12 protein-coding genes are annotated in these 12,438 nt (G+C 70.3%); all 12 read right to left on the reverse strand.

The window, feature by feature from the left end; genetic code table 11:
* Window position 1: 1 nt before the first annotated feature.
* The 12 genes from tsaD to glmS all read right to left on the reverse strand — a co-directional run bounded on the left by tsaD (window position 2) and on the right by glmS (window position 12,415).
* Complete coding sequence (tsaD, locus tag LQF10_RS14815) at window positions 2-1,066, reverse strand: tRNA (adenosine(37)-N6)-threonylcarbamoyltransferase complex transferase subunit TsaD (protein ID WP_231064598.1); 1,065 nt, start codon at window positions 1,064-1,066, stop codon at window positions 2-4.
* A gap of 11 nt (window positions 1,067-1,077) precedes the next feature.
* Window positions 1,078-2,457 carry a ribosomal protein S18-alanine N-acetyltransferase gene (rimI, locus tag LQF10_RS19490; protein WP_354002591.1) on the reverse strand — a complete coding sequence of 460 codons (1,380 nt, stop codon included), beginning with the start codon at window positions 2,455-2,457 and terminating at the stop codon, window positions 1,078-1,080.
* On the reverse strand, window positions 2,454-3,155 hold the full coding sequence (tsaB, locus tag LQF10_RS14830; RefSeq protein WP_231064599.1) for a tRNA (adenosine(37)-N6)-threonylcarbamoyltransferase complex dimerization subunit type 1 TsaB: 702 nt from the start codon (window positions 3,153-3,155) through the stop codon (window positions 2,454-2,456). The genes rimI and tsaB overlap by 4 nt, the downstream gene beginning before the upstream one ends.
* Before the next feature lie 9 nt (window positions 3,156-3,164).
* Window positions 3,165-3,677, reverse strand: coding sequence for a tRNA (adenosine(37)-N6)-threonylcarbamoyltransferase complex ATPase subunit type 1 TsaE (gene tsaE, locus LQF10_RS14835; RefSeq protein ID WP_231064600.1), 513 nt, complete (start codon window positions 3,675-3,677; stop codon window positions 3,165-3,167).
* Window positions 3,674-4,810 carry an alanine racemase gene (alr, locus tag LQF10_RS14840; RefSeq protein WP_231064601.1) on the reverse strand — a complete coding sequence of 379 codons (1,137 nt, stop codon included), beginning with the start codon at window positions 4,808-4,810 and terminating at the stop codon, window positions 3,674-3,676. Before alr ends, tsaE begins: the two co-directional genes overlap by 4 nt.
* Before the next feature lie 126 nt (window positions 4,811-4,936).
* Window positions 4,937-5,566, reverse strand: coding sequence for a response regulator transcription factor (locus LQF10_RS14845; RefSeq protein WP_231064602.1), 630 nt, complete (start codon window positions 5,564-5,566; stop codon window positions 4,937-4,939).
* Window positions 5,563-6,849 (reverse strand): sensor histidine kinase, encoded by a 1,287-nt coding sequence (locus LQF10_RS14850; RefSeq protein WP_231064603.1) that lies wholly within the window; start codon window positions 6,847-6,849, stop codon window positions 5,563-5,565. Before LQF10_RS14850 ends, LQF10_RS14845 begins: the two co-directional genes overlap by 4 nt.
* A gap of 21 nt (window positions 6,850-6,870) precedes the next feature.
* Window positions 6,871-7,611: an ABC transporter permease gene (locus tag LQF10_RS14855; RefSeq protein WP_231064604.1), complete on the reverse strand. Its 741-nt coding sequence runs from the start codon at window positions 7,609-7,611 to the stop codon at window positions 6,871-6,873.
* Window positions 7,612-7,621: 10 nt separating this feature from the next.
* Window positions 7,622-8,530: an ABC transporter ATP-binding protein gene (locus LQF10_RS14860; protein ID WP_231064605.1), complete on the reverse strand. Its 909-nt coding sequence runs from the start codon at window positions 8,528-8,530 to the stop codon at window positions 7,622-7,624.
* Window positions 8,531-8,632: 102 nt separating this feature from the next.
* Window positions 8,633-10,165: an NAD(P)H-hydrate epimerase gene (locus LQF10_RS14865; protein ID WP_231064606.1), complete on the reverse strand. Its 1,533-nt coding sequence runs from the start codon at window positions 10,163-10,165 to the stop codon at window positions 8,633-8,635.
* 27 nt (window positions 10,166-10,192) lie between these two features.
* Entirely contained in the window at window positions 10,193-10,543 is a 351-nt protein-coding gene (locus LQF10_RS14870) for a holo-ACP synthase (RefSeq protein ID WP_231064607.1), read from the reverse strand.
* A 12-nt stretch (window positions 10,544-10,555) separates the two neighbouring features.
* Window positions 10,556-12,415 (reverse strand): glutamine--fructose-6-phosphate transaminase (isomerizing), encoded by a 1,860-nt coding sequence (gene glmS / locus LQF10_RS14875; RefSeq protein WP_231064608.1) that lies wholly within the window; start codon window positions 12,413-12,415, stop codon window positions 10,556-10,558.
* Between the last annotated feature and the right edge of the window lie 23 nt (window positions 12,416-12,438).

The following is a 12,438-nucleotide window of genomic DNA, read 5'->3' on the forward strand; positions in this document are numbered from 1 at the left end:
GTCATGCAGTCGCCAGCACCTGCGTCAGGGGCATCTGCGAGTCGATCGTGATCGCGAAGTCCGAGGGCGGCAGTCCTGCCGCCACCACGGCCGAGCCGAGTGCGGCGATCATCGCGCCGTTGTCGGTGCAGTACCTGATCGGCGGGATCCGCACGTCGATCCCCGCTGCGGTGAACCGCTCAGTGGCCAGTGAGCGCAGCCTGCTGTTGGCGGAGAACCCGCCCCCGATCACCACGCATCGCACGCCCCGCTCAGTGCACGCGGCGAGTGTCTTGGTCACCAGCACGTCGGCGACGGCCTCGGAGAAGGAGGCGGCGACGTCGGCGGCCGGTACCTCGAGGCTGTCATCGGTGAAGCCTTCCACCACCCGGGCCACCGCCGTCTTCAGCCCGGAGAAGGAGAAGTCGTAGGCGTGCGTGGCGAGGTCCTTCGGCCTGGACAGTCCCCGCGGGAACGCGAACGCCGCCGGATCGCCCTGTTGGGCGAGCTTGTCCACGTGCGGACCACCCGGATAGGGAAGTCCGAGTAGCCGCCCCACCTTGTCGAACGCCTCCCCGGCTGCGTCGTCCAGCGTCTGGCCGAGCTCCACCACATCGGTGGCGATATCGCGCACGTGCAGCAGGCTGGAGTGACCGCCGGAGACGACCAGGCCGAGGAATTCCTCCGGGAACGGCCCGTCCACGAGCGCGTCCACGGCCACGTGACCGAGGATGTGGTTCACCCCATACAGCGGTACGCCGAGACCGAGCGCGAGGGACTTCGCCGCGGCGACGCCCACGGTGAGCGAGCCCACCAGGCCAGGGCCCGAGGTGACCGCCACCGCGTCGATGTCGGCCAACGTCAGTCCGGCCCGGTCGACGGCGGCCATCAGCGTGGGGCCGAATGCCTCCAGGTGCGCTCGACTCGCCACTTCCGGCACGATGCCGCCGAAGCGGGCATGTTCGTCCATGGACGACGCGGTGACGTCGATCAGGAGCTCTTCGCCGCGAACCAGGGCGGCCCCTGTCTCGTCACATGAGGTCTCAATTCCCAGGACGAGTGGGGCGTCGTCGTGCACTGTTGCCATGGCCGCCAAGCCTACGCCCGCCGACCGCCGGGGAACCCGGTGGCGACCGGGCGGGCGTCATCGGCCGACCACTGGGACCAGGATCCGGCGTAGAGGCGGGCGGGCACTCCGATCGCCGCGAGCGCCGCCACCTCATGCGCGGCCGTGACCCCGGAACCGCAGTAGACCACCACCTCGCCCGCTTCGGGCGCACCGACGGAGACGAAGCGTTCGGCAAGCTCCTCACCCGTGCGGAACCGCTGCGCCTCGTCCAGGTTCTCGGCCGTCGGAGCACTGACGGCGCCAGGGATGTGTCCGGCGCGCCGGTCGACCGGTTCGGTCTCCCCGGCGTACCGGTCCCGCGCTCGGGCGTCCAGGAGCACTCCCCGTACCGGGGCAGCGGCGGCGGCATCGGCGTCCGCGACGGGCATGTGGCCCGCCGAGAGAGTGACCGTCCCCGGCCCAACGAGCACCTCCCCGTCCTCGAGGATCCCGCCGTTCTCGCTCCAGGCGTGCAGGCCGCCATCGAGGATCCGCACATCGACCAGTCCGGCCCAGCGCAGCAGCCACCAGGCACGAGCGGCCGATGTGCCACCGGTATCGTCGTAGACCACCACGGGGTCGCCGTCATCGATCCCCCAACGCCGCGCGGCGGCCTGGAGATCAGTCACCTCAGGTAATGGGTGGCGCCCGGCCTCACTCGAGGGCGGCCCGGCGAGATCTCGATCGAGGTCCACGAACTGCGCACCGGGGATGTGCCCGGCGATGTAGAACTTGCGCCCGTCCGGTTCTGCGAGCGACCAGCGCACGTCCAGCACCACCACACGCTCGGAACGCTCGAGAAGGTCATGCAGGTCCGCAGCCGAGATCAGGACGCTGCTGCGGGCGTCACGATCAGCCATCCGGGTATCCTCCTCGATCGTCTCAGCCCCCACGGGCCCGGGTCCGGCGCCCTGCGTGCTCAACGGTAGCCGCATCACCACGGCGTCCGCGCCCTCCGGTTGGTAATAACCGCGGCGAATCCCCAGCGCAGCAAACCCGAACGACCGGTACAAGGCTGCTGCTCCGTCGTCATCGGCACGTACCTCCAGGAAGAGCGACTCGGCGCCGCAGGAGCGCGCATGAGCGATGAGCTCGGCGAGCATCCTGGCGGCGTGCCCACGCCGGCGATGCGCCGGTGCCACGCCGATCGTCATCACGGTGGCATCGGGCCCGGTGGCCAGGCCCGCGTAGCCGACGAGTGCGTCGTCCTGCGTGGCTGCCAGGTAGATCCGGTCGGAGCGGCTGAGCTCCTCGGCGTAGACCGCCCTGCTCCACGCGCCCTGCCCGAACAACTCCGGTTCAAGCGCCATCACGTCGTCCAGGTCAGCGGCCGAGAGCGGGCGCAATCCGAGGGCGGGCCGCGTTGTCATGACATCGGGGCGCGGCGTGGTGGACTCATATGCACGTCGGGCCGGCGCAGGTAGAGCGCGTCGGTCGGCTGGCTGGTGCCCCGCTGGGCACGGGCTGCCGCGAGTTGCCCGAGTCGGGCGGGATCCACGATCAGGGCTGAGCGCTTGGCTCGCTCCTCCTCACTGACCTCCGGAGCGAGAGGTTCCGGATAGAGAGCGACCCCGCGCCCGAGCACCTGGCCGGCTGCCACCAGATCTGCATGGTCGGCAGCCACCGTCACGGCGGAGTCCACCCCGGGGCCGGCCACCTGCTGCACGTCCCTGTCGGCAGTGCGCCGGTAGCGGGCCCAATACACCTCCCGGCGCCGCGCATCGGTGGTCACCAGCAACTCGGGCCCGCCAGTCTCATCGAGAGCCTCATCAGCGAGAGCATCGAGTGAGCTCACCCCATACACGTCGATCCCCTGTGCAAGTGCGAAGGTCCGCGCAGTCACCAGGCCCACGCGTAGTCCGGTGAACGGCGCCGGGCCGGTGCCCACGGCCACGGCGGTGATCTCATCGGGAGTCACCTCGGCCCCGGTGAGACAGGCCACGATCATCGGCGTCAGCGTCTCCACATGGCGGCGCGGATCAGCACTGCGAGCCGCGGCCAGCGTGGCGCCGTCACGCACGACGGCGACGGCGGCGCCGTCCGAGGTGTCCAAGCACAGGAGAGTCACGCCCATACTTTACGCGCGCTCGGCGAGCTCGTGGAGGGCCGCCCCGGCCCACCGGTCACCGATACCCCGCAGCTCGACACGGCGGGGCTGGTCCTCGTTCGCATCCACGGCGCGGCCGCCGCGGGGGCGCACGAGGTCGATCTCGAGTCGGTCCTGGGCCAGTCCTTCGACCAGCCCAGCGCCCCACTCGACCACGGTCACCGCTTCCTCCAGGGAACTGTCCAGGTCGAGTGCGTCGACCTCCGCGATCGAGGTGAGCCGGTAGGCGTCCACATGAATGAGTCCCGGCCCGTCGCCGATGGGCTGGTGCTCGCGGGCAATGATGAAGGTGGGTGAAGCGACGCGGCCGCGAACGCCGAGACCATCGCCGATGCCCTGGGTGAGGGTCGTCTTACCCGCACCGAGGTCACCGGTGAGGATCACCAGGTCCCCGGCGCGCAGGAACGCTGCCAGGCGGCGACCGAACGCCGTGGTCGCCTCGGCATCTCCGAGTTGGACACTCACACCGGTCTGAGCTGTCATGCACCTTCTCCTCGGTAGATCCGCGGCACCCGCGGCCCGATCTGCGTCACGATCTCGTAACTGATTCCGCCGACGGCGTCCGCCCAGTCCTGCGCTGTCGGCTCACCTGCGGAGCCGTTGCCGAAAAGGACCGCGGTATCACCCGCGGACACCGGCAGATCCCGCACGTCCAGCACGAACTGGTCCATGCACACCCGGCCGGCGATCCGGACCTGGTGTCCGGCCACCTGTACCGGGCCCACATTGCTGGCCCTGCGCGGAATGCCGTCGGCGTACCCGAGCGGCACGGTGGCCAAGGTGGTCGGGTAGGAGGTGGTGTAGGTGTGGCCGTACGAGACACCCTGCCCGGGGCCGGCATCCTTGACCACGTGCAGGTCGGCCTCCAACCGCATCGCGGGGACCAAGCCGACCTCGGCAGATGGGTGCGTCACGGGCATCGGGGAGAGCCCGTAGACCGCGATCCCCGGGCGGACCAGATCGTAGTGCACCTGGGGCACGGAGATCGTGGCCGCGGAGTTCGCCAGGTGCCGCACTTCCAGCGCGGCGCCGGCCGCCTCGGCCCGGCGTACCGCCTCGGCGAACACGTCGAACTGGTCGAGCACACTGGGGTGATCGACCTCGTCCGCACGGGCCAGGTGGGACCACACGCCCACCACGGTGACCACACCGTCGGCCTGCCACCGGACGGCGTCGTGCAACATCGCGGTCCAGTCCTCCAGGAACGAGCCGCCGCGGGCCAGGCCGGTATCCACCTTCAGATGTACCCGCGCCGCGCGGCCGGTGGCCCGGGCGGCGTCGGCGATCTCGGCGAGTGCCCACGGGGCGGGCGCGGAGATGTCGATATCGGCCTCGATCACCTGGGCCAGCGGGGCGCCGGGGCCGTACAGCCAGGTGAGCACGGGGGCGGTGATTCCGGCCGCGCGCAGCGCGAGCGCCTCGGGCACTTGGGCGGCGCCGAGCCAGGTCGCACCGCCTCGCAGGGCGGCCCGCGCGGCGGGCACGAGTCCGTGCCCGTAGGCATCACCCTTGACGACGGCCATCACCTGGGCGGTCGGCGCACATTCGCGTAGCCGGATGACGTTGTCGCGGATCGCGTCGAGATCGACGATGGCGCGCCCCGGGTAGTAGTTCACACCGCTAGTCTGCCAGGCAGGCAAGCGTGAGCCGGTGCGCCAGCGGCCCCACGGTGCGAGCCACCCACGACCCCGGAGCTCACCGTGGCGGGCCCAGCTCACCAGGCCCAGCTCACCAGGCCCGCCTCACCGTGGCGGGCCCAGGTAGCCACGCGAGAACGCGGCGGCCACTGCGGCGGCCCGGTCGTTCACTCCCAACTTGGCGTAGGCGTGCAGCAGATGCGACTTCACCGTCGCCTCGCTGATGAACAGGTGCTTGGCCGCCTCCCGGTTCGTGTAGCCGCCGGCGATCAGCTCCAGCACCTCCAGCTCGCGCCGGGAGAGCGGCTCTGCGGCAGGGCGCCGCATCTGCCCCATCAGCCGGGCGGCCACCCCCGGGGCGAGGATCGCGCTCCCGGCTGCGGCTGCCTCCACCGCCCGGAACAGCTCCTCCCTCGGCGCGTCCTTGAGCAGGTAGCCAGTAGCCCCGGCCTCCATCGCCGGCAGCACGTCGCCGTCGGTGTCATAGGTGGTCAGCACGAGCACCCGCGCCGGGATGCTCCGGGCACTGAGCTCCCTGATCGCCGCGATGCCGTCCATCCTGGGCATCCGCAGATCCATCAGCACCACGTCCGGCCGCAGCGACTCGGCGGCCGCGACCGCCTCGCTGCCGTCAGCCGCCTCGCCGAGCACCTCGAACCGAGGGTCAGCGCTGAACATCCCGCGCAGGCCGTCCCGCACGACCGGGTGGTCGTCCACGATCAGCACCGAGATCATCGTTCACCCCCGACCGGGATCGCCGGCACGGATACCGAGATCGCGGTTCCGCCGCCGGGCTCGGACTCGATCTCCACGCGGCCGGCGAGCCGCTGCGCCCGGCGACGCATCCCGATCAGCCCGAAGCCGCCGTCACGGGCCTGCCCGTCCGCCCTGGCCTGCCCACCGGCCCTGACCTGTGGAACGAACCCCACGCCGTCGTCACGTACGTCCAGGGTGACCAGATCGGCCATGTACGACAGGGTGATCCCGACACGACCGGCACGGGCGTGCTTGGCCACGTTCGCCAGGCTCTCCTGAGCCGCGCGCAGCAGCGTGACCTCCACCTCGGTGTGCATCGGGCGAGGGTCACCGGTGGTGGTCAGCACGGCCTCGACCCGGTGCGCCTGAGACCACTTCCGTGCGACGTCGTTGATCGCCTCCGGCAGCAATGCTTCGGCAAGCAGCTCGGGTTCGACCGCGTGCACGGTGCGGCGGGCCTCGGTCAGGCCCTCCCGGGCCAACTTCATCGCCTTCGCCAGGTGCGGCCGGCCCGCCGGATCGGTGCCCGACTGCTCCGCGGCCTGCAGCTGAGTGAGAATCCCGGCGAGGCTCTGAGCGAGCGTGTCGTGGATCTCGCGCGCCATCCGCTGCCGTTCGTCATGCACCCCGGCCTCCCGCGCCTGCACCAGCAACTGGGCATGCAGGCCGGCGTTCTCGTCTGCGGCCTCCTCGAGCCGAAGGTTCGCCTGATGCAGGGCGGACAGCGCCTGTTGCTGTAGTTGCGAGCGGTCGATCCATTGCTGCACCCCATAGAGGCAGGCAGACGAGAGCACCGCCCCCAGGGCGCTGATCGAGAGCCACAACCACCACTCATCGGCGTCGATCCGACTCATGCCGCCCAAGTAGGTCACCGCCATGATCATCGACGTCAGCGTGGCGCCGACGTAACGCCAGGCACCACCGAGGCACTCGAAGGCGTGCGCCCAGCCGATGATCGCGAAGATGCCGTACCAGGGGGCCATCACAACCAGCACCCCGGCGAGCACCATCAGACCGGCGTAGTACCCGCCCATCAGCAGCCGGCTGGCTTGGCGGCGCGGGTACAGGGCCACGAAGCCGCCCAGCCAGAGTGCCGCGGCGACCGTCAGCGCGAGCACGAGCGGACGGTTCACCGGCAACGGCTCACCGAGGGTGATCAGGGTACTGACCGCAAGCAGAGCGAACGGGAGCACCCGGATCAGCGCTGCGTCGCGGCGCTCCGCGGTCTCGGCCCGTGCACGGAGGTCGGCCTCGGTGCTCACCGGTCGACTCCACTCACGGCCCTACTCCCAACGGAATGTTCGCGCCGCCAGCCCGCCGGCCACGATCGTCCAGGCCACCAGGACCGCGAGGTGGACCAGTTGCGGCCAACCGCCGGCGGCGGCGTCGTCCAATGCTTGCACACCGGCGCCCAGCGGGGTGAGGTCGCTGATCGTGCGCAGCACCTCGGACATCGAGACTCGAGGCACCCAGAGCCCGGCGAAGAACAGCAGCGGAAACAGGGACACCAATCCGATCGCGGAAGCGCTCGTGCCGCCCGGCGCCCAGGAGGCGGCCAGCAGACCGACGGAGAGCGTGGCCAGCGCCGTCAGCGCAAACGCGAGCAGGTAGCCGAGCAGGTTCTGCGGCAGGGCCACGTCGAAGGCAAGCGCGCCGAGGGTGAGCACTGCGAGCGAGGTGATCGCGGTGACCAGCACGCACATCAGCAGATGCGCACCGAGCAGCACGGTTGGTGTGATCGGCGTGGTGCGCATTCGCCGCAGCACACCCTTCTCGCGATAGGTCGCGAGGTGCTGAGGCAGATTGGCCAGTGCCACCATCGCGATGGCCATCGCGATGATGATCGGCAGGTACAGGTCGATGATCCGCACGCCGCCGAGGTCCGGGTCGGGCTCGTTAAAGGAGGGGATCACCCCGAACACGATGAGCAGGACAGGGGGGAGCGCGACCGCGAAGATCACCGAGAGCGGTTCGCGCAGGAACATTGTCGTCTCGGCGCTGGTCAGGCGCAGCAGAGCTCGCATGGTGGTCTCCTCAGTTCTCGATGGTGCGGCCGGTGAGCGCGACGAATGCGTCATCCAGCGAGGTCTGTTCGAGCCGTAGGTCGGCTGCGGTGATCTGGCTTCGGGTGAGCACGGTGGTCACGGCGAAGAGCAGGTCACCGGTGCCGGTAATGACGAGCTGGCCGCCCACCTCGTCGACGCTGGTGACCTCCTCCAGTGCGTTCAGCGTGGAGTGGTCCACCGGCTGCGACGGCCGGAACGTCAGACGTTGCTGGCCGCCTACCCGGGAGACCAGGCCGGCAGGAGTGTCAATGGCCACCATTCGGCCGGAGTCGATGACCGCGAGCCGGTCGCAGAGTCGTTCGGCTTCTTCCATGAAGTGGGTGACCAGCAGAATGGTCACGCCGCGGTCCCGGATCCGCTCGATAAGGTCCCAGGTGTCCCGCCGGGCCTGCGGGTCCAGACCGGTGGTGAGCTCGTCCAGCACCACCACGCGGGGGTTGCCGACCATCGCAAGCGCGATCGAGAGCCGTTGCTTCTGCCCTCCGGAGAGGTGCCGGAACTGGGTACCGAGCTTGTCGTTGAGGCGCAGCGAGTGGATCAGTTCTCGCCAGTCAGCGGGGTGACGATAGAACGAGCTGTACAGCCGCATCAGTTCACTCACCCGGAGCTTGTCCGGCAGCTCGCTCTCCTGCAGCTGCGCACCGAGGAGCTGGCGAAGCTCGCCGGCCTCGTCTTGCGGATCGAACCCGGCCACCCGGACCGTCCCGCCGTCCGGGCGGCGCAAGCCTTCGATGCACTCCACCGTGGTGGTCTTTCCCGCGCCGTTCGGCCCCAGGATGCCGAAGATCTCACCCTGCTCGACGGCGAAGCTCACCTCGTTCACGGCCGTATGACTGCCGTAGCGCTTGAGGAGGTCCTGGACTTCGATGATTGCCATGGCTCCAGCCTGTCGCCGGGCCAGGTGATCCGAATCGACCACACGGCCAGGGTGCGGTGGAGCGCCGGTGGACGCCGGGGTCCACCGATCAGTGGATGCCGATCAGCGGTGTGGGCGGTGGCGCGTCAGCAGGTCGGCGATCGCCGCTGGCAGGGCGGGCAGCAGATGGTGAGCCCCGATCGGGCCACCTCCTCCGGCCAGCCGGGCGGCGTGGCCGTGCACCAGGGCGGCAGCGGCCGCGGCCCGGGCGAGCGGGACGTCGGAGGTAGCGGCGAGGGCGCCGAGCGCCCCGGCGAGGACGTCCCCGGAACCCGCCGTGGCCAGCCACGGTGAGCCGTCCGCGCAGGAGAACAGCACGCCGTCGGGCTGGGCGATCACGGTGACCGGCCCCTTGAGAAGCACCACCGCCCCGGTGAGCTCGGCGGCGAGGGCGGCCCAGGCCGCGGGCTCCGCTTCCACGTCGGCCCGCTCGGTCGGGTGCCCGTAGGAGCCGAGCAATCCGGCGAGCTCACCGGCGTGCGGGGTCAGCACGCTGCGGGTGCCACGCAGCATATGTTCCAGCCGCGGCAGCAGATCGAGCGCGCCGGCGTCCCAGACCACGGCAATCGGTTCGCCAGTCGGCGCGGCCTCGATCGCGGTGAGCAGTGCCTGCTCCACCCGAGCGGTCTCATCCTGCCCGGTGATCCCTGGTCCGACCACCATGGCCTGCACGCGCCCGGTGGCCGTGACCGCCTCCGGATAGTGGTCCAGGACCCGCGCGGCTACCTCGGTGGCGCCGAGGTAGCGGACCATCCCACAGCCCGTGGCAATCGCGGCACCGGTCGTCAGCACGCCGGCACCGGGGTAGGCCGGGGAGCCGGCGACCACACCGAGCACGCCGCGGCTGTACTTGTGGTCGGTGGACTGGGGCACGGGCCACTCGGTCGCCACGTCGGCGGCGGTCAGCCGGGCGACCGCTGGAACCTGGGTGGCGAAGGCATCCTCCAGGCCGAGCGGGCAGGTGTGCACTGTGCCAGCCCGGAGCGCGGCCGGCGGCAGCAGCACCCCTGCCTTGGCAGCGCCCATCGTCACGGTGTGGTCAGCGGACAGCACCGGACCGTTCAGACGGCCGGTGCCGGCGTCAATCCCGCTCGGGATGTCGACGGCGACCACGGCCGGCGCACCGTCCTGGCGAAGCTGGTTCAGCGCGGTGACCAGGGCGGCACTATGACCACGCAGCCCGCCGCGGACGCCGATGCCCGCGAGGGCATCCACCCACACATGTGCGTGCCGGGCAGCCTCCCGCCAGCCGGGCGCGGCGAGCTGGTCTGGTGTGGTCACGGGGAGCAGCCGCACACCGGCACGGCGGGCACGGTCCAGGCCGCCGGGATGCACCCGGTCCCGGGCAAGTAGCGCGGTGACCGCCACCCCACGGCCGGCCAGGTCGGCGGCTGCATGCAGTCCGTCCCCGCCGTTGTTTCCGCCGCCGGCGAGGACCAGCACCCGGCCAGAGCGGGCCCGGATGCCGCCGCCGGCCAGCACCTCCCGCACCGTGGCGGCCACGGCCTGGGCTGCCCAGCGCATCAGCGGCACGCCGGCCGCGAGCGCGGGTGCCTCCGCTGCGCGGACCGCCTCGGCGTCATATCCGTTGATCATCGGTCCTCCTCGCGAGTGCGCGCACGTTCACCCTTCGGCGATGGCCACGGCTGAGGCGATCCCGGCGTCGTGGGAGATGGACAGATGCCAGGAACGGACCCCGCGTGCCTCGGCGGCGGCGAGCACGGTGCCGGACAGGTCCACCACCGGCGCTCCGCCGGCCACCCGGTGCACGGTCGCGTCCTGCCAGCTCATCCCGCCGGGAGCGCCGAGCGCCTTCGCGATCGCCTCCTTGGCAGCGAACCGGGCCGCGAGCGAGGCGGGAGCCAGTCCGCGTTCGGCCGGGGTGAACAGCCGCTCCCGCAGGCCGGCGGCGCGTTCGAGGGTGCTGGTGAACCGGTCGACGTCCACCACGTCGATCCCGACGCCAACGATCATGCGCTCACACCGTTACTCGACGGTGACAGACTTGGCGAGGTTGCGCGGCTGGTCCACATCGAGCCCCTTGGCCGTGGCCAGGGCCGCGGCAAAGATCTGCAGCGGAACCACTGTGACCAGCGGAGCGAGCAGCGTGGGGGTCTGCGGTACCCGGAAGATCACATCGGCGAAGGGCACCACATCCTCGTCCCCGTCCTCGGCGATCACCAGGGTGCGGGCGCCGCGGGCGCGGATCTCCTGGATGTTGGAGATCACCTTCGAGTGCAGTGCGTCCCGCCCACGGGGCGACGGTGCGATCACGAACACCGGCTGGCCTGGCTCGATCAGCGCGATCGGACCGTGCTTGAGTTCACCGGCGGCGAAGCCCTCGGCGTGGATATACGCGAGCTCCTTGAGCTTGAGCGCACCTTCGAGGGCTACCGGGAAGCCGACATGGCGGCCCAGGAAGAGCACAGTGCGCTCGTCCTTCATCTCTTGGGCCACGGCCTGCACCTGTGCCTCGCCGTCCACGACCCGCTGGACCTTCTCCGGCATCTGACGCAACTGTTCGAGATCCTCGCGGATCTCGTCCGGGAACTTGTTGCCGCGCAGTTGCGCCAGGTAGAGGCCGAGCAGGTAACAGGCGGTGATCTGGGCAAGGAAAGCCTTCGTGGACGCCACCGCGACCTCGGGGCCGGCGTGGGTGTACAGCACTGCGTCGGACTCGCGGGCGATCGTGGAGCCGTGCGTGTTCACGATCGCCAGGACCTTCGCACCCTGCTCCCGGGCGTGCCGGATCGCCATGATGGTGTCCATCGTCTCCCCCGACTGGGAGACGGCCACCACCAGCGTCTTCTCGCTCACCACCGGATCGCGGTAGCGGAACTCGTGGGCGAGCTCGACCTCCACGGGGATCCGGCACCAGTGTTCGATCGCGTACTTGGCCACGTGCCCCACGTAGGCGGCTGTACCGCAGGCGATCACGACGATCTTGTCGACCGAGCGCATCACGGTCTCGGGGATACGCATCTCGTCCAGGACGAGCTGCCCCTCGGCGTCGACGCGCCCGAGCAATGTGTCAGCCACCGCCTGCGGCTGGTCGTGGATCTCCTTCTCCATGAACGTCGCGAACCCGCCCTTGACGGCAGCATCAGCGTCCCAATCCACGGTGAACCGGCGCGGGTCCACCCGGGTTCCGTCGGCCTCGGTGACCACCACGTCCTCGGCAGTGATCGTGACGATCTGGTCCTGCCCCATCTCCATCGCCTCCCGGGTGAAGGCGATGAACGCCGAGACGTCACTGCCCAGGAAGTTCTCTCCCTCACCCAGACCGATCACCAGCGGCGAGTTACGCCGGGCTGCGACGACGGTGTCTGGAGCGTCGATGTGCAGGGCCAGCAGCGTGAAGGCACCCTCCAGGCGACCCACCGTGGTGCGCATCGCCTCGGTGAGATCGCCGGTGGCGTCGTAGGCGCGGGAGAGCAGGTGAGCGACCACCTCGGTGTCGGTCTCGGACAGGAACGTGACGCCGTCGGCGGTGAGCTCGTTCTTCAGCGCGTGGAAGTTCTCGATGATCCCGTTGTGGATGACGGCGAGTCGCCCCTCACCTGCCAGGTGCGGGTGGGCGTTGAGGTCGGTAGGGCCGCCGTGCGTGGCCCAGCGGGTGTGCCCGATCGCAGCGGTGCCGTCCGGCAGTTCCCGCTGCTCCAACTCGCTCACGAGATTGGTCAGCTTGCCGGCCTTCTTGGCGGAGGCGAGCCCTTCTGGGGTGGCCACTGCGACTCCGGCGGAGTCGTAGCCGCGGTACTCGAGTCGCCTCAGGCCCTCCATGACAACGTCGAGGGGACGAGAGCTGGGCACCCGGGCCCCGACATATCCGACAATTCCGCACATGGGGTCAGCGTAACTTCTCGAGT

Source organism: Ruania halotolerans (genome assembly GCF_021049285.1).
Classification (GTDB): Bacteria; Actinomycetota; Actinomycetes; order Actinomycetales; family Beutenbergiaceae; genus Ruania; species Ruania halotolerans.